This window comes from Comamonas sp. Tr-654 (assembly GCF_011752915.1).
Lineage (GTDB): Bacteria > Pseudomonadota > Gammaproteobacteria > Burkholderiales > Burkholderiaceae_C > Comamonas.
In genome coordinates this window covers 208,402-228,870 of the sequence record NZ_VWWQ01000009.1, presented here as the reverse complement: position 1 = coordinate 228,870, position 20,469 = coordinate 208,402, and the positions used below count along the sequence as shown (strand labels likewise).

Sequence of the window (20,469 nt, the reverse complement as noted above, 5' to 3'; positions counted from 1 at the left end):
GAGAGAGGGGGAAGGCGCATCGCGCCTCAGGGGGAGCGCTTACGCGCTCTCTCCGTTAATCCATGTCTTCACGATGTTCGCCACCGCGATCGGGTTCTGCTTGGCCAGATGACGGGCCTGATCCAGCCGTTCCTGCTCCTTGGTCGGAGACAGCTCCTTCGCTGGGGCAGGCAGAGCGGGGCGATCCAGCGCCTCGGCTTCAATGGCATTGAGCTGGCCGCCGGGGCTGGTATTGCGTCCCTTGAGCAAGGGGCGCACCAGACCCAGCAGCACCAGGGCACCAAACAGCGCCAGCGCAATCGGCACACCCAGGCTCTTGGCCATGGCCTGAATCTCGGGGTCCTTCCACATCGGCAGCTCGGCAGGTGCGGCACCGCTGTCCATGAAAGGCGCGCTGACCAGATTCACCGAATCGCCGCGATCAGCGCTATAGCCCACGGTCTCACGCACCAGCGTGAGCAGCTGCTCCTGCTGCTGGGCCGTCAGGGGACGCAGGCCGGAGCTGACTGCAGCTGCCGCTGCCGCTGTCGCCGCATCGGTGCCAGCCGCAGCGGCCAGCGGTGCATTGACCACTACCGCAGCCGTCAGGCGCTTGACGGTGCCGGTGCTGCCACGTGTGACCTTGACGGTCTTGTCCACTTCGTAATTGGTGATGGACTCGCGCTTGTTGCCCTGGGCGTTGCCCTGGCCTGCACCAGCGGCCTGCGGCGCAGGATTGGCACCGTTGATGGGCGCCGTAGAGTTCTGAGGTGGCTGGTTGCTGGTCGCGCCAGGCACACCGGTAGGTGGAGTGGCCGTCTTCTCGCCATTGGTCTCCATCACCTGCTGGCTGCGCACGGCCCCGCCGTCGGTGGACTGATTGGGACGATGCTGCTCGGAGGTCGATTCGGTCTGGCTGAAGTCCAGTTCGGCCGAGACCTGGGCCTTCACATTGTTCTTGCCGACCACGGGCTCCAGAATGTCCAGGATGCGGCGCACATACTGCTGCTCCACCTGCTGGGTGTAGAGGAATTGCTGCATGTCCACGCCGCCGGCATTGCCGTCAGGCGACTGCGACAGCAGCTTGCCGGTGTCATCCACCACGCTCACGGCCGAAGGTTCCATCTCGGGCACGCTGGATGCGACCAGATGCACGATGCCCGCGATCTGCGCACGGTCCAGCATGCGGCCGGGGTGCAAGCTCAGCAGCACGGAGGCCGAAGGCTTTTGCTGCTCGCGAAAAAATCCGTTCTGATTGGGCAGGGCCAGATGCACGCGGGCACTTTGCACGGCATTGAGCGCCAGGATGGAGCGGGTCAGCTCGCCTTCCAGGCCGCGCTGGAAATTGAGGCGCTCCTGAAACTGGGTGATGCCGAACTTGCTGTTCTCCATCAGCTCGAAGCCCGTCACCGAGCCCTTGGGCAGGCCTTGCGTGGCAAGCTTCAGGCGCACATCGTGCACACGGTCTGCAGGGATGAGGATGGCGCCGCCGCCCTCGCTGTACTTGTAGGGCACGTTCATCTGCGTCAGCTGCGCCACGATGGCGCCGCCATCCTTGTCGCTGACGTTGGAGAACAGCATCTTGTAGTCGGGCTGGCGATAGAACACCGCTGCCGCCACCAGACCTACGGCGACCAGGGCCGCCAGCGCGCCCCAGCGAAGACGTTGGCCACGGTCGAGCGCACTCCAGCGCTGCGCAAGCGCAGGGCGGGGCGCATACGTGGCACCGGGCACGGCATTGGGGACAGGTACTTCAGCTACAGCAGACATCTTTATTCCATGGTGTCAGACCCCACACGAGGTCTAGCGTCCAGTGGATTATTCGGACTCGGGCTCATGGTGTTCCCCCGATAAGCGAGCCGATTCACCCACTTATTGCCCGTCTGCGATCAAGCGAAAAACCTACGATCACCTCCAACTCACCAAGCCTGTTGGATAAAGATATGGACCTGAAGATCCCAGCAATCAATCCCGCCCAACTGGGCAACCAGCTCACCAAGGTCGGCAGCGCCGGCACCGCGCCCGTGGCCGGCGGCTTTGGCCAGGCTTTGCAAAATGCACTGCAATCGGTGAGCTCAGCTCAGAACCATTCCAGCCAGCTGCAGCGCGAAGTACAGCTGGAAAACCCCGCGGTCAGCCTCGAGCAGACCATGGTGGCCATGCAAAAGTCGCAGATCGGCTTTCAGGCAACGCTGCATGTGCGCAACCGCCTGGTGCAGGCCTACTCCGATGTGATGAATATGCAGGTGTGATCGGCGCGACGCCGCACATCGCTCAAAAGGCAGATTGCCCTCCAAGGCTTGCCCGCATGTTGTGATGACATGCGGGCTTTTTGCGCCCTGCCCGCCTGGCAGCGCCCAATAAAAAAAGCCTGATCAATTCAAAAGATCAGGCTTTTCAGGCTCAAACGCTTATCTGCAAAGCGCAAGTAGCTATATTTTTTAAAAGCCAAGACTGGCCAGCAGATCATCCACCTGGGACTGCGAGGTCACCACGTCTGCCGTTTTTTCCGGATCCACCACCGGACCTGCCAGCTTGGGCTGCAAGGCTTCCACAGGCGCCAGGACCGGTGCCTGCGCAACATCCGGCGAGGTCTGGATCAGCAGCTCCAGCAGTTGCGACTCCAGATCGGCTGCCAGCGCCACCACGCGCGCGATCACCTGGCCGGTGAGGTCGTGAAAGTCCTGCGCCATCATGATCTCGGTCAGATGGCTATTGGTCTGCTCCGTCCCCTCTTCCACCTCCTGCAGATAGTTCATCACGCGGCCCTTGGCCACTGCGGCCACGGGATCCTTGATGAGTTCTGCACGCATGGCGCGGGTACGCTCGGCCAGCGCATCCTGGCGGTTCTGTGTCACCTCGACCTGGCCCAGCACCTTGTTGGCAGCTTCGCCCGTCAGGCGAGCGATATAGGACAGGCGGCTTTGCGCATCGGGCAGCTCCCCTGCACTGCCGCGCAAACGATCCGCATAGCCCAACTCGTTGAGCGAGTTATGCAACTGGCGCGTGAGCACGCCAATCTTGTAGTGGACGTTGGCGGAAGCCTGGTCGCTACTCATGGCTCAGAGGTCTAGTTTCTTGATGATGAGATTGACCTTCTCTTCCAGCGTGGCCTTGGTGAAGGGCTTGACAATATAGCCGGCCGCGCCGCCCTGGGCGGCAGCCACGATATCTTCCTTGCGGGCTTCGGCGGTCACCATCAGCACCGGCAGATGCTTGAGCTTTTCATCCTGCTTGATCTCTGTCAGCAGCTGAAAGCCGTTCATGTTCGGCATATTGATGTCGGTCACCACAAAGTCGAACTTGCTAGCACGCAGCTTGGTAATGGCCACCACACCATCTTCGGCCTCATCGGCATCGGCAAAGCCACTCTCCTTGAGCAGATTGCGCACGATGCGGCGCATGGTGGAGAAGTCGTCAACAATCAAAAATCGCAGGGCATTAGCCACGAGAGGCCCTTTCGGTCGGAATAGGTGCGTGGGAACAAGTTTTCACGCCGTGATGGTAACAATTTGTCAACCTCATGGCGTTGGACGTGCATTGTCAGGCTTTTCGACAGCCTCTGTAGCAACTTCAGGGTTTGTTACAACAAACTCTTCCTTGGCATCCAGAGACTGCTTGTCGACAGCGCTGGGTACTGCGCGCCGGGCCTTGGGTTGGTTGATCGTGCTGGCTGCCTCCTCGGCACTGGCCACGCGCTCCATGCTGCGCTCCTTGTCGTTGCCCAGCACACGGCGCTCGGCCTCCTTGGTCAGCACGGTAATCGTGATGCGGCGGTTCTGCGCGGCACGCGGCTCCTCCGGCAGCAGCAGGTCGCTGCTGGACATGCCCACTACGCGCGCCAGCTTGTCCAGCGGCATGCCGGCAGCCACCAGTTCGCGGCGCGATGCATTGGCGCGGTCGGCCGACAGCTCCCAGTTGCTGTAGCCGCGATCGGCATTGCCATAGGGCGCGGCATCGGTGTGACCCGAGAGACTGATACGATTTTCGGCATTGCCCATGGCCGCACCGATCTCGCGCAGAATGTCGCGCATATAGGGCTTGACCACGGCGCTGCCGCTGTCGAACATGGGGCGGTTCTGGTCATCGACGATCTGAATCATCAGGCCGTCATGCGTGATCTCCGTGCGAATCTGCGAGCGGAACTCGTTCAGGCGCGCATTGTTGGCAATCATGGTGTCCACCTTGGCCTTGAGCGCATGCAGACGCTGGGCGTCGCGCGCGGACTCATCGGCCCGCCCCATGGTCTGGCTGGAGCGGCGGTTGGCATTGTCTTCGGACTCGGAGCGACGCACCTGGCCGTGCACCTTGGAGAGGTCGTTGCCGCCGCCGGGCACGATGCTGGAGCTGTTGCCCGCACCGCTGCCGCCCGACATGGCCACCTTCAGCGGCGAATTGAAATACGCGGCGATCCCCTGCAGCTCGCCCTGAGCGGTCGAGCCCAGCAGCCACATCAGCAGGAAGAAGGCCATCATCGCCGTCACAAAGTCGGCATAGGCAATCTTCCAGGCACCACCATGGTGGGCATGGGCGGTCTTCTTGACGCGCTTGATGATGATGGGCTGCAGCTTCTTGTCAGCCATGGCAGGGCTCCATCACAACATCCTGATGAGAGGGCGCACTCATCACTTCTTACCCTTGACGTGCGACTCCAGCTCCAGAAAGCCTGGGCGCTCGGTGGAGAACAGCACCTTGCGGCCGAACTCGATGGCCGTGCCCGGGTTGTAGCCCTGCATGCTGGCCAGCAGCGTCGCCTTGATGCACTCGAACTCCTTGGCCGCATCCTGTGCACGCTGCTCCAGCAGCGCGGCCATGGGCTCCACCAGCGCATAGGCCAGCAAGATCCCGAGGAAGGTCCCCACCAGCGCCGAGGCAATCATGCCTCCCAGCACCGCCGGAGGCTGCCCCACGAAAGCCATGGTGTTCACCACACCCAGCACGGCCGCAATAATGCCGAAGGCCGGCAACGCGCCCGCCAGACGATTCAGTGCCATCACCGGCGCATGTGCCTCGGCATGATGGGCCTCGATTTCGCTGTCCATCAACGCCTCGATCTCGTGCGAGTTGAGATTGCCCGAAACCATCATGCGCAGATAGTCGGTCAGGAACTCGACGACATGGTGGTCGCCCATCAGCTGCGGATAGTTCTGAAACACCGTCGAGGACTGCGGATCTTCCACATCGGACTCGATCGACATCAAGCCTTCCTTGCGCGCCTTCTGCAGCAGCTCGTACAGAAGCGCCATCACTTCCATATAGCGCGCCTTGTTGTAGCGCGAGGGCTTGAGCGCCGAAGGGATCGCCTTGGCCGTGGCCTTGAGCACCTTGGGCTGGTTGCTGACGATGAAAGCGCCCAGGGCGCCACCGCCAATGGTCACCATCTCGAACGGCAGCGCCTTGACAAGAACGCCCACGCTGCCGCCGTGCAGCACATACATGCCGAAGATGCAGCCGAAGGCGACGATATAACCGATGAGAACAAGCATGGGAAGTGATTGTGAGGGGGCGGGCCGTGATTGTTAACGGAAAAAAGCCGGGTGATTGCTCTCTAGATCGGCAGCTTCAGGCTCTTTTGTAGGGCCGCAGCCGAATTGAAAGGTAAAGACGTACCTGTTCATGGGCTGTCATTGGGGGTCTTAACTCGCCGATGAGCAAGAGTGCGACAGGTATATTGAGGTGGCACCATATCGGGCTCTCTACGCACAGCACGCCAGTGCATTTTTTGCATTTCTCTGGGTACCAATGTCTTCCCCCTCCACCACCGCGAACTCAACACCGCAGCAAGCCACGCCATCGGAGCTTGAAGAGATCCATCAGCTGATCAAGACCAATCAGTTTGTGCCTGCGCTCACCGCCTTGATGCAGCAGGTAGCGCAGGACGTTCGCAATCCGAAACTGTGGCTGCTGATCGGCCTGGCCTATACGCGCATGTCGGACTGGAAGCCTGCGATCGAGGCGCTGCAGACGGTGCTGGAGCTTGATCCCAGGGAAGTCCAGGCCGAGCATCTGATGGCCATGGCCCTGTTCAGCACGGGACGCAAGCAGGAAGCCTGTGACCTGATAGACAAGGTTGTCAAGAAAGGCAATCTTGGCCCGCAATGGATGATGCGCGCCTACATCCACGCACACACCAGTCGTGACCCCATGCTGGCACTGCAAGCGGCACGCGACTGGGGCAGGCGCTTTGCCGATCCGCTGACGCGCAAGGCCAAACCCTTGAAAGTGGTAGACCGCAGCCCGCGCAAGAAGCTCAGGGTGGGTTACGTAACGGCAGACTTCCGCCAGCACTCGGTGGCCTTTTTCATGCAGCCCGTGCTGGCCCATCACAATCCTGACAACGTCGAGGTGCATGTCTACTCCAATGGTCCCAGCGACAGCACCACTGAACACATGCGCTCCCTGGTGCCGCATTGGCTGGATGTGATGGAAATGGATGATGAGGCGCTGTGCGAAAGAATCCGCCAGGACGAAATCGACGTGCTCGTGGATTTGTCCGGATTCACGCAAGGCCACCGCCTCGGCGTTTTTGCGCGCCGTGCCGCACCCGTGCAGGTGACCTGGTTGGGCTATATGCAGACGCTGGGTATGAAAGCTATGGACTACCGCTTGGGAGGCCCTGCAAGTGTTGAGAAAAATTATTTCGAGACATTGTTTCGTCTAGATTTCCCATTTTGCTATACGCCACCATTTTATGACCCGTTATGTGAAGAGCCTCCCATGCTTCGAAACGGGTATCCTACCTTAATATCTCTGAATAACTCCTCAAAAATAACCGATGAAATGCTTCGCCTGTGGGCGCGCATTTTGCATAAAAGAACAGATATTCGTCTGATCATTATGGTAAAAGAGGAAAATCCAGAGGCCGCACAAGCACATATGCAGCCCAGAGTAGAAGCCGCAAATTTACCGCTGGATCGCGTTTCGGTACTGCACCAGCAACCGCTGGATAGGTTCATGGAGCTTGGTCACATCGCGGATATAGCACTGGATACCTCGCCTGTTTCCGGGGGCACCACCACCTTGCATGCTTTATGGATGGGGCTGTTAATTGTTGCCTTGGATGTAAAAGAGGATATTGGAGCAACGACCAGCCGCGCCTTGCGCAGCTTGAAGCTTGGCGGGGAAATTGCAGAGAATGAGGACGACTACATAGATTGCGTCTTGAAAATAATAGATGATCCTTCGAGAATGCAACGGCAGCGTCATGAAGCGAGGGATCTATTAAGGAATAGTTTCCTGATGAATTTCCCACGAATGGTCAAAGGGCTTGAGAAAGCATATCGTCTGATGTGGCTCAACTTCATTAATGATAAAAAAGAATTTCTTCATGTAAATGAAAAAATAGAGAATTTTATCTAATTGGAGAAAACAATGGACGATAAAAAAAAGATAGACGTACTGCCTTTGCTGGTTCCAGATATTCCTGAGCCTCAAGAAATACTGCCATTCTGGGAACGTATACATGCATCAAGAAGCTACACGAATTTTGGTCCCTTGGTAAAGGAACTAGAAACCAGATTCTCAGAAAAATTTGACCTGAGTAATGAATTCATCACAACAGTCGCAAATGCAACCCTGGGTCTGGAGCTGGTGCTTCAAGCCTTGAATTTACCCAAAGATGCACGTGTTCTGGTGCCGGCTTTTACCTTTGTTGCCACAGCTACAGCGGTATTGCGAGCGGGGTATCAGACGGTACTGGCTGACGTGGATGTAGATACATGGATGCTGACCCCAGAAATAGCTAGGGCAGCCTGTGCCCAGACGCGGATCGATGCTGTGATGCCTGTTGCAACATTCGGTATGCCGCATGATATGGGTGCCTGGGAGCTCTTTGAGAAAGAGACCGGAATCCCTGTTGTCATCGATGCTGCTGCTGCATATGGTAGTCAATGGTTGCAAGGCAAGAAGGGGACTTTGGTATTCAGTCTGCATGCGACCAAAAGCCTGCCTGCCGTTGAAGGTGGGGTGGTCGTTTCTACACGGCCTGGCCTGGCTGAGCGTGTGCGGCAACTTTCAAATTTTGGAATCAATCTGAATCCGGCCGCTGGTTTACCTATAGGTGCACTCAGTCAATGTGGAACCAATGCCAAAATGAGCGAGTACCATGCAGCCATTTGCCTGGTGTCTTTACAGAAATGGGAGCAGCGAGCAAGGCAACGCCGTGAATTACAGACTGAGATGATCCAGGAGTTGGATAAAGCAAGTGCCTACCATCTAACATGGCAAAAAAGTGGTACTGGTGGCTCCTTGATGGCACCCACGTTGTTGTGTGCTCGTCTTCCTGATCAGGGAATGCGTAATCAGTTAGAAAAAAACTGTAAATCAGCGAATATTATGACGAGGCGCTGGTATCAGCCATTGCTATCCAATATGCCTGCATTGCATCCACCCCGTACTCTATGCCTGGATGCTCCTCACGCGCAGTTGCTGGACAAAACTCTGCTTGGACTGCCATTTTTCCTGGAAATGAACTCGTCGCAGAAGAATAGAGTCATCAAGATATTCGAGGATTTGTTCCAGAACTGAAATCTTTTAGCTTTCGATTTTATACTGCTTGAGCAACTCCACAATTTTCTGTGGAGGACACCACATAAGAACATCAAGCATGGAAAGATTTTTCTCAAAAATGTACCTGGAATTACCTTGCATGTAATTCTGGGTTTCATTCTTCATAAATCCAATATCTATATTATTCTTGGCGAAGCTTTCTTTTCTATATAAATCTCTGCCCCCTGCAGCATTGTGATAACTGCTACATTTCTTCAATTTGCAGATCTCGATAATTCTATCTTCTCCGCTGTAGGAATCAGAAATATTCAGTTCGGATGAAAAAGAGAATGAGCGCGGGATCTTCAGATATTGAAAAACACATATCAGCGTTTTTGAATTTATCTCTGCAACGTTAAATTCCTCCGACTGAAGAATTTCCTCAACCATACTCATCACTGGCGTAAAGAATGGGGCAGCCCTATAAGCCAAAGTGAGATGATTTCTGAATTTCCTGAAATCCTCAATATAAAAGTGTTCGTTTATCTTTTTAAACTGGCTGATGCCATGAATAGGTAGATTGAACCTGAAACGCTCTTTATTCAGGAGAATTTCGTTCCTGTTAATATAGCCCTTCTTTATGAAGTTGACATCATCAAAGAAAATAAATTCATCCACTGAATAAGCCAGCTGATAATATCCAATGTATGGAAAAAAATACGGCTGCATTATGCTTATTTTCATTTTCAATGATGCTTCACTAAAGACACATTGATTGCACAGATGAAACAGGTGCAATCAATGCATTGCGTTATTATTTCTTGAAATTCCAGTAATAGAAATCACCAAGTTTCATTTCCTGGTGGAAATCGGGAGGGTTTCCATCATTCCATTTCAGGAATTCTTCATATGTTATTCCTTTTGTCTCCTCCATACCTTTGGGAATATATTCCCTACCTCTAGGAGTTACGATGATCAGATTCTCACCTAGTTTTTTGGCTTCATTGAATGCGATATCTTGAAAAGGGGCCAGATATTGAAAAACGCGCAAGGCCACAATCGCTTTGTATTTCTTCTCAGGAGGCCATGGCGTTTTTCGGGCATCGTGTAGATACGTTGGATTTTTACCTTCATAGTTCCAATAACCCTCGATATCCATGGTTTCGCTGCCTGGCAGCAACTGCATGCCCACTGTACCAATTTCCAGCACCTCATCCGGATTGCTGATCTGCAGTGATTTCAGTATTTGAATCGATTTTTCATGGTACTCCCACCGGTTCTCCAACGGCTGAGTCTTCCAATGCTTGCTGTTATTGAGCTCAGCGATACGAACAAAATCTTCTCTAGTTATGAAGTCAACTGAGCATGGATGCTCATCGATAAAATTCCGGGCTTTCTCTATATTTTCCATATTGTCCTCTTCCAAATTGATGCACATTACTGTAGCACCCATCGATTTAACCAAATTGTAAATCTCTTCACCTTCATTCACAGAAATTTCTATCATCTCCTGGATTGATCTTGAGTTTTTTTGTGCATACCCATACCAATCATTAGAAGCGCCGGGGGTTTTCTGATGACGCTCCTTTAGGTTATCCAATATCTTTTCTGAAGATGCTTTGAAGTAAATAATTTTCCTGTTACGAAGAAGCTTCTGAACTTCGTTATATTTTTCTTTTGATTCGCCTAATATTTCTCTTGAAAAATTGTGAAATATGCCATCATCATTTATTAACTTCAAGTTCTTTGAGCTTGAAACAAGCTGATCCAATGTGATGATTTCTTCAAAATAATCACCAATGAACTTTTTCTGAAATTCCGATCGATTGAGTTTCTCTAAATTATCTCTCTTACGAGAAATTATCGTTCTGACAATGTCATCCGGCTCACTGATATCTTGAGTCTTTGCGATTTCTCTGACATCATCCATACCCAACCAAGAAGGGTTAATTACACTTTTTAAATGATTGAAAAATGTGGTTTTACCAATCCCGCTTGGCCCAATAAACTCGATTACTTTAAAGTTCATTTCTAGCTATCTATTTTTCTTCTGATTCAAGGTATTCTTTTTCTAGTCTTAGTGCATCCTGCTTTCTTGATCTTATTATTTTTGCAGGATTACCAAAATAGATAGTCCATTCTTTTGTGGACTTTGTAACCATTGAATTAGCCCCCACAGATGTTCCTTCTGCCAGAATGACCCCGGGGAAAATAATGGAGTTGGTTCCCACAATCGAATGCTTCTTGATCAGGATTGGTTTTTTAGTTTCTTTTCTGTAGCGCTCAGGAACTGTTGGGTTGGTCAGGGCATCGCCTGCATAGCTATCACTTTGGGTGAAAACATGACATCCGAAAGCAAGGCCAGAAAAATCCTCCAGAGTGATTCCCGGTCCCCCTCCAACCACATTGCAGAAAGTCGCAATATGCACATTGCGCCCAATTAGCAATGTCCCGGAAATGATGCAAAAATCATCAATACGGGAGTTGTCTCCAATCTGAATTCTCTCGGGGTTGTAAATAGAGGCTTTTTCGCTTATTTTTACATTTTTCCCTACATATTTAAAGCCGATATCATTTATCTGGTCTTGTGTGAGGAATGCCATGATTTTCCTTCATCAACTAAGCTGGTCGCGTCCCAGGAGTTCCAAATTTTGAGTTTCCACCAAGTATTTTCAATACTTCATTGGAAATATGTTCAACATCTTCTTGATTTAGTTGATGATTACATGGCAGAAGAACAATCTTGCTAACCAACAAGGTCAATACCCCAACTTCCTTAAGCTGATTGAAAACAGTCTCACACAAAATTCCGTGATGATGCAATGCAGTTATGAAAAAAGGTGCAGGAATGTGATCAGGCAGTACAAATGGAAAGAAATTTGGGGCAAAGTCTATATTCTTATTTTTCTCAAAAAATGAATAGCCTCCCAACTTCTCATTCAAGAAGTTGAAGTTGTATTGCGTTCGAGAAATCACAGATGGAGCAGAAATTCTTTTGAGCATGGCCATGCTCAAGGAACTCATGGCACCCACTGGCATGGGATTCTTGATAGTAATGGCCTGACTGAGGATTTCTGAAAAATCCTGAGAATTGCAATCTAATTGCTGCACCAGCAATTTCTGGCGCTGCTCAATCCATGAATTATCATCGGTGATTGTTTCAGGAGCAACTTCCTGCAAACTGGATAAACCATCTCCAACTAATATGCACCCATCTGGAACGCCCAGCACTTGGGCCGGTGTGTAGATGGTGACATTCGCTTCATTATTATGAGATGGAGTACTTGTTTGCGAGCGATCCTCGATCCAGTAAATATTCTTACGCGTTGCAATGGAATTCTTTATACTTTCCTGGAATGGTTGACCCAGCCAAGACTGAATCAAAATCGCATCGCCAGATTTTGCCTGCTCTATGAAATCTATATTTGGAGAAAAATCACTGTTAACACAATATATGTAATAGGGTATTTTCAATGCATCCAATTGCTCTATCAATGTAGAAGCAATAGTGCTTGGCAGCCACAAGGTTTTTATTCTCTGGTTGTACGCCCAACTTATCAAAGCTGAATTAAATGACGAGAATGTCGAGAATTCTTTATTCTTTGTCCAGCTTTTCCAAATGCTGTCTTCGACCTCGGCAATAATTTCTACATCCAGCTTCTTCATACCGCCAACTTTTTTATTTTTTGGCTGAGAGTTCTTTATTTTCTGCCATGGAGGGGAGTAATTCTTATCTTCTGGAAAGGCCAGTTCCATGGCATGGAATATCGGAGCATTATCCTTAAAGAATTTACTGCACCATTCTTCATACTTTTCCAGTATTCTTTGAGCTGCAGGAAGATTCCCCGTCTCAAGATGGTTGCTCACCATGTTGCGTATGGAAAGCAAAATCCTCTCTCGGATCTGATAATGGAATCTACCTGCAAAAAATTTATCCATTTCCTGATAAATATTTATCCAGCCATGGCCCTCCTTTTGGAAGAAAGTGCCTTTGTCTACATTTTGCAGCCATGAGAACCCGGTTTCATTTCTTCGCCAAACACTCATCACCTCATCAAAGTATTTTGTTTTTCCTTCGACCGCGTGCAGCATCAGTATGGCATGATCAAACGTCATCCACTTTCTAAACCACTTTGGAAGGCCTTCACTGAATCTATACCGAAAAACAAATGAGCTTGTATGCAGGAAGTAGTTGGAAATCAGTTCGTCGGCGTAAAAAATCCCTTCTCGAATTCTTTCGTCGCTGGAGGTTAAATCCTTGTAAACATATTGCTTTTGGTTGAATGTGGCTTTCTCGAACTGCATCTCCACTTTGTGGACACACACAGAGAAATCAGGATTCTCTTCTAGAAAATTTATTTGCTTTTCCAGTTTTGTATCCGAAACCCAGTAATCATCGCCTTCACAGAAGGCAATATATTTACTGCTGATGTATTGGTAGCCGTCAAAATGATTGTTGATACCGCGACTATTGCTCGGCTGCTCCAACAATGTAAGATTCTTATATTTCTTCTGAAATTCTTTTACGATATCCGCTGTTTTGTCGGTTGAGGCATCGTCGCAAACAACCAGCTCAAAATTAAAACTTGTTTTTTGCTCAAGAATACTTTTTAGTGCTTGCTCTATATACGGCGCATGATTATATGTTGCCATCAATATGGAAACCAGCGGAAGAGGATTATCATTATCTTTAATGATAGTCAGATTTTTCATTTTTAATGCAGATAGATGATGAAATACCAGACTCCCCCTTCAACAAGGGGAGATGGCCATGCGCATGCCACCGCTGGATTTCCGTCTTTGAGCCTGTGTGGCGGATAGCTGATGTTATCAGCGCTAGTGCAAGTGCCGAACAGCGAGAAATGATAAAAAAATAGCTGCTACTGCTTGCTATGCCTCGCTTTCAAATAGATTTCTATCTGAAAGCCAAGACTGGCAAGCGATAACAGCTTATTTTTTAAGTTGAGAGTTTGGGCGGCGTCGAAGCACCACCCCGAGACATTACTTTTGCAGCAGTTGCAGCACTTGCTGGGGAATCTGGTTGGCCTGGGCCACCATGGCTGTGCCTGCCTGCTGCAGGATCTGCGTGCGGCTCAGGTTGGCGGTTTCCTTGGCAAAGTCTGCATCGACGATGCGTCCTCGTGCGGCCGAGAGGTTTTCGGACTGGATGTCGATATTGTTGACCGCGTTCTCGAAACGGCTCTGCATGGCGCCCAGCGTGGCTCGTGCGCTGTTGATCTGATCCACTGCGCTGTCGATCTTCTGCAAGGCAACCCAGGCACCGGCCTGGGTGGATACATCAATGTTTTCGATGCCCTGGGCCTTGCTGATCGAACCTGCTGCAGGAGCGGCACCGCCGGTCAAGCTGATACCTGCAGGATTGGCGGCTGGGTTGAGGCCCACGCTTGCCGCACTGAAGTCCGCTCCGCCAAAGGTCACGGATACGGGGTTGCCGCTGCCGTCAAGCTTGTTGGACAGAATGTCCACCTGGTAGTTCTCGGAGCCATCGATCTTGGTCAGGTAGGCGGTCACGCCGGTATCGCCGGTCTTGTTGTTGATGGCTTCCACGATCTGGCCCAGGCGTTCCTGGGGGCTGCCTGCTGCCGCCAATGGCCCCAGGTTGATCGCCGCGCCACCGCCAACGGTGATGGTCACATCGGCTGCCGCCGCACTGAAATCAGCAAGGGGCTGGCCTGCGGCAATGGGCTGGGCAGTCGCGACCGAGGAGACGGTCGACTGCCCATAGGACACCGAGGACAGCTGCGAGGCCCGTGTATCGGCCAAAGCGCCCAGCGTGATGTTGTCGCCCGAGTTAGCGCCTACCTGGAACACTGCGCCCGCAAAGCTGCCTTCCAGCAGCTTCTGACCGTTGAAATTGGTCTGCTTGGCAACACGATCGATTTCCGAGGACAGTTGCTTGACTTCGGCCTGCAGCGCTTCGCGGTCGCTCTTGCTATTGGTCGCATTGCCGGCTTGGACGGCCAACTCGCGCATGCGTTGCAGCATGTCGCCGACCTTGCCCAAGGCACCTTCTGCCGTCTGGGCCAGGGAAATGCCGTCATTGGCATTGCGCGATGCGACCTGCAGGCCACGCACCTGTGTATTCATACGTTCGGCAATGGCCAGGCCGGCCGCATCATCCTTGGCGCTATTGACGCGCAGGCCCGAGGACAGGCGTTGCATGGAGGTCGCCAGCGAGGTGCCTGAGAGGGCTAGATTGCGCTGGGCGTTGATCGAGATGATGTTGGTGTTGATGGTAGCAGCCATGTCTAGAAACCTCCGGAATTAGGGCTTGGAGCATCGCTGCAGTGACCAAAGAGACTGGTTAAGCGATTGGCAAACCTAGCGATGAGAGGATTTTTCTATGAACCGCCGGCCTGCATACGACCGAATAAAGCGCCAATTCCCCGCCTTCTTGCTGCTTTCCCAGGCTTTGCAGCCAAGCCCCCCAGGCATCAGCGGCCAGCTCTCAACCATGGAGCTGACCCAAGTCAAAAAGCTTGAATGCGTTTTCTGTCAACCGCATGTTGCTATTGATGCGGAAGCTTTTGTCATGGAGCTGCCCGGCGCTTCAAGCCCTGGGACGACTTGCTGCAGGCGAGATGAAAAAACGCTAAAGAAAAAAAAATACAGCCCGATAACTGCATTGTACGGAGCAGGCAAGCCGCAAAAGCGGCAGGCAAAGCCCAAAGAGGCTCGCAATGCAAGGCTCCGGCAACCAAGCAAACCATTCATCCATACCGTCTGCATAAAGGAATTCCATCATGGCCATGACCATCAACACCAACGTTGTTTCGATCAATGCCCAGCGCAACCTGGGCCTGTCGGGCAGCTCGCTGGCGACCTCCATGCAACGCCTGTCCTCAGGCCTGCGTGTCAACAGCGCCAAGGATGATGCCGCAGGCCTGGCCATTGCCGAGCGCATGAGCACCCAGGTGCGTGGCCTGTCCGTGGCTTCTCGCAATGCCAACGATGGGATTTCTCTGGCCCAGACGGCAGAAGGTGCCTTGGGCAAGGTCGGCGACATGCTGCAACGCATGCGTGAACTGGCCGTGCAGTCGGGCAATGCCACCAATAGCAAGTCTGACCGCGAAGCCCTGCAGGCGGAGCTCTCGCAACTGCGTGACGAAGTGGATCGCGTCGCCAAGACGACCACCTTCAACGGTCAGAAGGTGCTGGACGGCAGCTTCACCGGTGGCGTGTTCCAAGTGGGTGCGAACTCGGGCGACAACATCACCGTGGGTGCTTTGGCTAATACCAAGGTGGATGAGTTGGGCAAGTCTGCTTATGGCGAGGTGACAGGCGGTCTGGCTGCGGCAACGGTCAAAACTGACGCACAGGCGGCAATTTCGGCTGGTGATGTGACGATCACGATCACCGGTGCCAATGGCAAGGCAGCAGCCAATGTCACGATTGCCAAGGATGCCAACGTAACCGAGGACGAGGCCCTGGGCAAGGTGATCGCAGCCATCAATACCCGGACTGCCGACACAGGAGTGACCGCTTTCCTGAGCGACGACAAGACGAAGATTGAACTGCGTGCGACCGAAAACCCCGCCAATGGCGATGCACTCTCCAATGTTTCTATCAGCAGCAGCATTGCCTCGGTGGACGCCGCAACATTCACCGAAGCCGGCGGCAAGGGCATTGACAAGGTAAACATCAGCACCCAATCCGGTGCCTGGGAAGCCTTGCAACGCATCGATCAGGCCATCGACAAGGTGAACTCGGCCCGTGCCGATCTGGGCGCCATCCAGACTCGCTTCGAGAAGTCGATTGAGAACATCGACATCCAGAGCGAGAACCTCTCGGCAGCGCGTGGCCGCATCACTGATGCCGACTTTGCCAAGGAGACTGCCAACCTGAGCCGCACACAGATTCTGCAGCAAGCTGGCACGGCCATGGTGGCCCAGGCCAACCAACTGCCTCAGCAAGTGCTGAGCCTGCTTAAGTAATGAGGTCAGGCCTTGACGATGCGCTCCTACAGCAAGGCCTGACATGAACACAAAGCCCTGCACTGCAACTCCCCAGCTTCAGTGCAGGGCTTTGGCAAGGACGGGTAGCCAGACTGCCTGAAAAAAGGAGTCGATGGAAATGCGCATGTTTCTCGTGTGTCAGCAACCATCGGATTCCATATCACCGAGTGAGCGTTAGAAAAAGGGGAAACTCAAATGGCAATGACCATTAACACCAACGTTGTGTCCATCAATGCACAACGCAATCTGGGGCTGTCTGGCAACTCGCTGGCGACCTCCATGCAGCGCCTGTCTTCGGGCCTGCGTGTCAACAGCGCCAAGGATGATGCGGCCGGCCTGGCCATTGCCGAGCGCATGAGCACCCAGGTCCGTGGCCTGTCCGTGGCATCGCGCAATGCCAATGACGGCATTTCCCTGGCCCAGACAGCTGAAGGCGCACTGGGCAAGGTCGGCGACATGCTGCAACGCATGCGCGAACTGGCTGTGCAGTCGGGCAATGCCACCAACAGCAAGAGCGACCGCGAAGCCTTGCAGTCCGAACTGTCCCAGCTGCGTGACGAAGTGGACCGCGTGGCCAAGACCACCAGCTTCAACGGTGCCAAGCTGCTCGACGGCGGCTTCACTGGTGCGGTTTTCCAGGTGGGCGCCAACTCCGGCGACAACATCACCGTGGGCGCTCTGGCCAACACCAAGGTCGACGAGCTGGGCAACTCGACCTATGGCAAGGCAGCGGATGTCACTGCAGCAACGGTCAAGACACAGGCACAGGCTTCGATCTCGGCTGGCGATGTGACAATCAAGATCACGGGCTCCAATGGCACCGAGACTTCGGTCAAGATTGCCAAGGATGCCAATGTGACTGGCGATGAAGCCCTGGGCAAGGTGGTTGCGGCCATCAACTCCAAGACCGCAGACACCGGCGTGACTGCCTTCCTGAGCGACGACAAGACCAAGATCGAGCTGCGCGCCACCGAAAATCAGGCCAATGGTGACGATATTTCCAAGGTCAAGATTGACACGGGCAGCAGCATTGCTGCGGTGGACGTTGCAGCCGGTGCCGCCACTGCGGGCGGCGGCAAGGGCATTGACAAAGTGGACATCAGCACTCAGTCCGGTGCCTGGGAAGCTCTGCAGCGTATCGACAAGGCCATTGACAAGGTGAACTCTTCCCGAGGTGATCTGGGTGCCATTCAGACCCGGTTCGAGAAATCGGTTGAGAACATCGACATCCAGAGCGAAAACATCACTGCAGCCCGCGGCCGCATCACCGATGCCGACTTCGCCAAGGAAACCGCCAACCTGAGCCGCACGCAGATCCTGCAGCAGGCTGGTACGGCGATGGTGGCCCAGGCCAACCAGCTGCCCCAACAGGTCCTGAGCCTGCTGCGTTAATGACGGTAGTTGCCTGCGTCGTCTTGATGAGAGGCATCGCAGGCAAGCTTTAGTGAAAGTTTGCTTTTTGATGGCGGTCTTGCGAATGCGAGACCGCCTTTTTTGCATGGACCTCTAGAAAGCACTCAAGTTCTCATTCAAAAAGCCGAGAAAGAGGCGGGAAAAGCTGCGAGCCAGGAGTCCAAAGCCGCGATAGACAAGGCCTCATGCTGCTTTTCATGCTTTTGAATTTTTCTTCTTGGCCCAGAATGGGCGGCAGTGATTGGCATGGACTGCTGGAGTCCACAGCCGCAAGGAGTAGAAAATGGCAGTTTCCTCTGTAGGTATCGGCAGTGGCCTGAATGTCTCGGACATCATCAGCAAGATGGTGTCGTTGCAGAAGCAGCCTTTGGCAGGACTGCAGGCCAAACAGCAGACCATCCAGACCCAGATTTCGACCTATGCTCAGATCAAGTCGCTGTCGAGCACGCTGGCCGATGCGAATGCCAAGCTCACGCGCGATAGCGGCTGGAATTCGATGACCATCAACTCCAGCAACTCCGCAGTGTCGATGACGGTGTCGGGCATCACCAGCGCAGCGACGTATGACGTGTCGGTGACCCAGCTCGCTCGATCGCAGACATCGGTGAATACTGCGCGAGCCGTGGATCAGAAGATGGGGTCGACAGGCACGTTGAGCATCCAGAACACCAAGACCGGTGTGCCGGTGAATGTCGACTACACCAGCAGCGACACACTGACCACGCTGGCCGCGAAAATCAATGAAAAGGCCTCCGGCATGCAGGCCCTGGTGATGCGCGATGGCGCGGGCAACGAGCAATTGATGCTGCGCTCCAAGGCGACGGGGGCAGATGCTGCATTCAGCGTGACGGATAGCGGTTCAGCGGTGGGTAGTTTCTCCATCCCTGCCAACCAAGGGGCGCAGGATGCCAAGATCACCATCAATGGCGTGACGCAAGCCTCCAGCACTGACAACTTCGACAATGTGTTGCCGGGCTTGAAGATCACGGTCAACCAGGTTACCGTTGATCAGGCGACCAATGTGGACAAACCTGCGCGCGTCTCCGTGACGGCCGACAAGGCCGCCACCAAGAAGAACATCCAGGACTTCATAGACGCTTTCAATGCCTTGAACGACTTGCTGACCAAGACCACCAAGGGCATGCGGGACGAGAGCGGCAAACAGACATCCTCGACCGACGAAAACGACCCGTCGGGACTGTTCCAGGGCGATTCAGCCACGATCAGTCTGCAAAGCAGCCTGCGCTCCCTGCTCAGCGGCTCGGCCAGCAATGCCACGGGCGATCTCAAGCGCCTGTCGGACATCGGTATCGAGTACAAGGATGGAACCTTGAGCATCACCAAGTCCGAAAAGCTGGACAAGGCACTGGACTCGCCCGATGCCCTCAAGTCGCTTTTCGCAGCCAAGTCTTCCAGCGATGGCACGGGTGGCGGCATTGCCGTGAGCATGAAGAAATTCACGGATGAACTGCTGGCCTATGACGGAACGCTGAACAGCAAGACCGACTCGCTCGAAACGCGCAAGAAGAACAATCTGAAGGACCAGGACAAGATCAATGCGGGAGCGACGACGCTGGAGGCCAAGCTGACGCGTCAATACTCGGCACTGGACTCGCAGATGTCCTCCATTTCGGCGCTCAGTACCTATATGCAGAACCAGATTGCTGCCTGGAACAAGAGCAGCTGAGGATTCGCGTTTTGTGTAAAACGGCTCAGTTCTGCACGGGGCCAAAAAAAACTTGATTTTGGAAAGCGACTGCCGATATCCAAGGCAAGTCGTTGACAAGGAAGCCTGCCATGTATACCCCCTCTTTTTCCCGCGCTGCGAGTGCCTATCGCCAGGTAGGTGCTCAGTCTGGCGTGGAAAGCGCATCGCCACATCGCCTGATTCAGATGCTGTTTGAAGGGCTGTTGCAGAACCTGAATGCCGCACGCGGCGCAATTGAACGCGGCGAAGTAGAGGTCAAGGGCACTCAGCTGGGCCGTGCGGTGCGTATCCTGGAAGAAGGCCTCAAGGGCAGCCTCAACCGCGAACAGGGCGGAGAGCTTGCCGCCAATCTGGGCGCCTTGTACGACTATTGCATTCAGCGCCTGACTCACGCCAATTTGCGCAATGACGTGCAGGCCGTGGAAGAAGTGGTCTCGCTGGTGGAGCCTGTCGCCCAAGGCTGGCAAGAAATCGGTTCCGTTCCTGCTGCTGCAGCTGGGCAATAAAACAATGCATATATGGAGCACACATTGATCGACTTCTACCGCGCCATTGAGGAAAGCAGCGCCAAGATGCTGCAGGCCGCCCAGGCCAAGGACTGGGACGGTGTTGCGCGCTATGAGGGCACTTGTGCCGTGCTGATCGAGCAGCTGCGCTTTCGTTCGCGTGACGAAAAGCTGGCGCCCGAGCTGCGCAAGGAAAAGGCGCGCATCATGCAACGTATCTTGCGCAACGATGCCCAGATTCGCGTTCTTGCCGAGCCCTGGCTGGCCAGCTTCGAGCATATGTTCGACGGCCAGCCGCATGTGATGCACTGATTGCAAAGTCACTCAAAAAAAGCCCTGCTGCAGCGATGCAACAGGGCTTTTTGCATGCAGCGACGATCAGGACATCCATGAACCCGAT

Annotated in this window: 18 protein-coding genes; 8 read left to right on the top strand and 10 right to left on the bottom strand. The window is 53.7% G+C overall.

Annotation, left to right across the window (positions count from 1 at the left end; genetic code table 11):
- Positions 1 to 39: 39 nt before the first annotated feature.
- Positions 40 to 1,749: a flagellar basal-body MS-ring/collar protein FliF gene (gene fliF / locus F3J24_RS23510; protein WP_167011117.1), complete on the bottom strand. Its 1,710-nt coding sequence runs from the start codon at positions 1,747 to 1,749 to the stop codon at positions 40 to 42.
- A gap of 173 nt (positions 1,750 to 1,922) precedes the next feature.
- Between fliF and fliE the strand changes: the two genes are divergently transcribed.
- Positions 1,923 to 2,231, top strand: a complete 309-nt coding sequence (gene fliE, locus F3J24_RS23505) for a flagellar hook-basal body complex protein FliE (RefSeq protein ID WP_003059156.1) — start codon at positions 1,923 to 1,925, stop codon at positions 2,229 to 2,231.
- 189 nt (positions 2,232 to 2,420) lie between these two features.
- On the opposite strand, the gene F3J24_RS23500 is transcribed toward fliE, so the two are convergent.
- From F3J24_RS23500 to motA, 4 genes are all read right to left on the bottom strand, one after another.
- On the bottom strand, positions 2,421 to 3,038 hold the full coding sequence (locus F3J24_RS23500; protein ID WP_003059158.1) for a protein phosphatase CheZ: 618 nt from the start codon (positions 3,036 to 3,038) through the stop codon (positions 2,421 to 2,423).
- Positions 3,039 to 3,041: 3 nt separating this feature from the next.
- Positions 3,042 to 3,428 (bottom strand): chemotaxis response regulator CheY, encoded by a 387-nt coding sequence (gene cheY, locus F3J24_RS23495; protein ID WP_003059161.1) that lies wholly within the window; start codon positions 3,426 to 3,428, stop codon positions 3,042 to 3,044.
- Between the two features lie 72 nt (positions 3,429 to 3,500).
- A complete protein-coding gene (motB, locus tag F3J24_RS23490) occupies positions 3,501 to 4,562 on the bottom strand; it encodes a flagellar motor protein MotB (protein ID WP_043370714.1) in 1,062 nt (353 codons plus the stop codon).
- Positions 4,563 to 4,604: 42 nt separating this feature from the next.
- Entirely contained in the window at positions 4,605 to 5,465 is an 861-nt protein-coding gene (motA, locus tag F3J24_RS23485) for a flagellar motor stator protein MotA (RefSeq protein ID WP_167011115.1), read from the bottom strand.
- Between the two features lie 256 nt (positions 5,466 to 5,721).
- Here motA and F3J24_RS23480 point away from each other — a divergent pair, with 256 nt between their 5' ends.
- Both F3J24_RS23480 and F3J24_RS23475 read left to right on the top strand, forming a co-directional pair.
- On the top strand, positions 5,722 to 7,338 hold the full coding sequence (locus F3J24_RS23480; protein WP_167011113.1) for a glycosyltransferase: 1,617 nt from the start codon (positions 5,722 to 5,724) through the stop codon (positions 7,336 to 7,338).
- 12 nt (positions 7,339 to 7,350) lie between these two features.
- On the top strand, positions 7,351 to 8,505 hold the full coding sequence (locus F3J24_RS23475) for a DegT/DnrJ/EryC1/StrS aminotransferase family protein (protein ID WP_167011111.1): 1,155 nt from the start codon (positions 7,351 to 7,353) through the stop codon (positions 8,503 to 8,505).
- 6 nt (positions 8,506 to 8,511) lie between these two features.
- Here F3J24_RS23475 and F3J24_RS23470 read toward each other — a convergent pair whose 3' ends face one another.
- The 5 genes from F3J24_RS23470 to F3J24_RS23450 form a co-directional block, all read right to left on the bottom strand.
- The gene (locus F3J24_RS23470) at positions 8,512 to 9,210 is read right to left on the bottom strand and encodes a WbqC family protein (protein WP_167011109.1); all 699 of its coding nucleotides are present in this window, start codon (positions 9,208 to 9,210) and stop codon (positions 8,512 to 8,514) included.
- A 70-nt stretch (positions 9,211 to 9,280) separates the two neighbouring features.
- On the bottom strand, positions 9,281 to 10,495 hold the full coding sequence (locus F3J24_RS23465; protein WP_167011107.1) for a hypothetical protein: 1,215 nt from the start codon (positions 10,493 to 10,495) through the stop codon (positions 9,281 to 9,283).
- Positions 10,496 to 10,505: 10 nt separating this feature from the next.
- Complete coding sequence (locus F3J24_RS23460) at positions 10,506 to 11,069, bottom strand: acyltransferase (protein WP_167011105.1); 564 nt, start codon at positions 11,067 to 11,069, stop codon at positions 10,506 to 10,508.
- A 16-nt stretch (positions 11,070 to 11,085) separates the two neighbouring features.
- Entirely contained in the window at positions 11,086 to 13,179 is a 2,094-nt protein-coding gene (locus tag F3J24_RS23455; protein ID WP_167011103.1) for a glycosyltransferase, read from the bottom strand.
- 288 nt (positions 13,180 to 13,467) lie between these two features.
- A complete protein-coding gene (locus F3J24_RS23450; RefSeq protein WP_167011101.1) occupies positions 13,468 to 14,733 on the bottom strand; it encodes a flagellin in 1,266 nt (421 codons plus the stop codon).
- 497 nt (positions 14,734 to 15,230) lie between these two features.
- On the opposite strand from F3J24_RS23450, the gene F3J24_RS23440 reads away from it, so the two are divergent.
- The 5 genes from F3J24_RS23440 (at position 15,231) to F3J24_RS23420 (ending at position 20,381) form a co-directional block, all read left to right on the top strand.
- Positions 15,231 to 16,421, top strand: coding sequence for a flagellin (locus F3J24_RS23440; RefSeq protein WP_167011097.1), 1,191 nt, complete (start codon positions 15,231 to 15,233; stop codon positions 16,419 to 16,421).
- A 216-nt stretch (positions 16,422 to 16,637) separates the two neighbouring features.
- Positions 16,638 to 17,834: a flagellin gene (locus tag F3J24_RS23435; RefSeq protein ID WP_167011095.1), complete on the top strand. Its 1,197-nt coding sequence runs from the start codon at positions 16,638 to 16,640 to the stop codon at positions 17,832 to 17,834.
- A gap of 304 nt (positions 17,835 to 18,138) precedes the next feature.
- Complete coding sequence (fliD, locus tag F3J24_RS23430; RefSeq protein ID WP_167011094.1) at positions 18,139 to 19,542, top strand: flagellar filament capping protein FliD; 1,404 nt, start codon at positions 18,139 to 18,141, stop codon at positions 19,540 to 19,542.
- 110 nt (positions 19,543 to 19,652) lie between these two features.
- Complete coding sequence (gene fliS, locus F3J24_RS23425) at positions 19,653 to 20,069, top strand: flagellar export chaperone FliS (protein WP_043006475.1); 417 nt, start codon at positions 19,653 to 19,655, stop codon at positions 20,067 to 20,069.
- A 12-nt stretch (positions 20,070 to 20,081) separates the two neighbouring features.
- Positions 20,082 to 20,381 (top strand): flagellar protein FliT, encoded by a 300-nt coding sequence (locus tag F3J24_RS23420; RefSeq protein WP_003059178.1) that lies wholly within the window; start codon positions 20,082 to 20,084, stop codon positions 20,379 to 20,381.
- Positions 20,382 to 20,469 lie beyond the last annotated feature (88 nt).

Excerpts from the sequence above, each read along its gene's own strand:
- fliF (WP_167011117.1), bottom strand. The coding sequence starts at position 1,749 with ATGTCTGCTGTAGCTGAAGTACCTGTCCCCAATGCCGTGCCCGGTGCC.
- fliE (WP_003059156.1), top strand. The coding sequence starts at position 1,923 with ATGGACCTGAAGATCCCAGCAATCAATCCCGCCCAACTGGGCAACCAG.
- F3J24_RS23500 (WP_003059158.1), bottom strand. The coding sequence starts at position 3,038 with ATGAGTAGCGACCAGGCTTCCGCCAACGTCCACTACAAGATTGGCGTG.
- motB (WP_043370714.1), bottom strand. The coding sequence starts at position 4,562 with ATGGCTGACAAGAAGCTGCAGCCCATCATCATCAAGCGCGTCAAGAAG.
- motA (WP_167011115.1), bottom strand. The coding sequence starts at position 5,465 with ATGCTTGTTCTCATCGGTTATATCGTCGCCTTCGGCTGCATCTTCGGC.
- F3J24_RS23480 (WP_167011113.1), top strand. The coding sequence starts at position 5,722 with ATGTCTTCCCCCTCCACCACCGCGAACTCAACACCGCAGCAAGCCACG.
- F3J24_RS23475 (WP_167011111.1), top strand. The coding sequence starts at position 7,351 with ATGGACGATAAAAAAAAGATAGACGTACTGCCTTTGCTGGTTCCAGAT.
- F3J24_RS23470 (WP_167011109.1), bottom strand. The coding sequence starts at position 9,210 with ATGAAAATAAGCATAATGCAGCCGTATTTTTTTCCATACATTGGATAT.
- F3J24_RS23465 (WP_167011107.1), bottom strand. The coding sequence starts at position 10,495 with ATGAACTTTAAAGTAATCGAGTTTATTGGGCCAAGCGGGATTGGTAAA.
- F3J24_RS23460 (WP_167011105.1), bottom strand. The coding sequence starts at position 11,069 with ATGGCATTCCTCACACAAGACCAGATAAATGATATCGGCTTTAAATAT.
- F3J24_RS23455 (WP_167011103.1), bottom strand. The coding sequence starts at position 13,179 with ATGAAAAATCTGACTATCATTAAAGATAATGATAATCCTCTTCCGCTG.
- F3J24_RS23450 (WP_167011101.1), bottom strand. The coding sequence starts at position 14,733 with ATGGCTGCTACCATCAACACCAACATCATCTCGATCAACGCCCAGCGC.
- F3J24_RS23440 (WP_167011097.1), top strand. The coding sequence starts at position 15,231 with ATGGCCATGACCATCAACACCAACGTTGTTTCGATCAATGCCCAGCGC.
- F3J24_RS23435 (WP_167011095.1), top strand. The coding sequence starts at position 16,638 with ATGGCAATGACCATTAACACCAACGTTGTGTCCATCAATGCACAACGC.
- fliD (WP_167011094.1), top strand. The coding sequence starts at position 18,139 with ATGGCAGTTTCCTCTGTAGGTATCGGCAGTGGCCTGAATGTCTCGGAC.
- fliS (WP_043006475.1), top strand. The coding sequence starts at position 19,653 with ATGTATACCCCCTCTTTTTCCCGCGCTGCGAGTGCCTATCGCCAGGTA.
- F3J24_RS23420 (WP_003059178.1), top strand. The coding sequence starts at position 20,082 with ATGGAGCACACATTGATCGACTTCTACCGCGCCATTGAGGAAAGCAGC.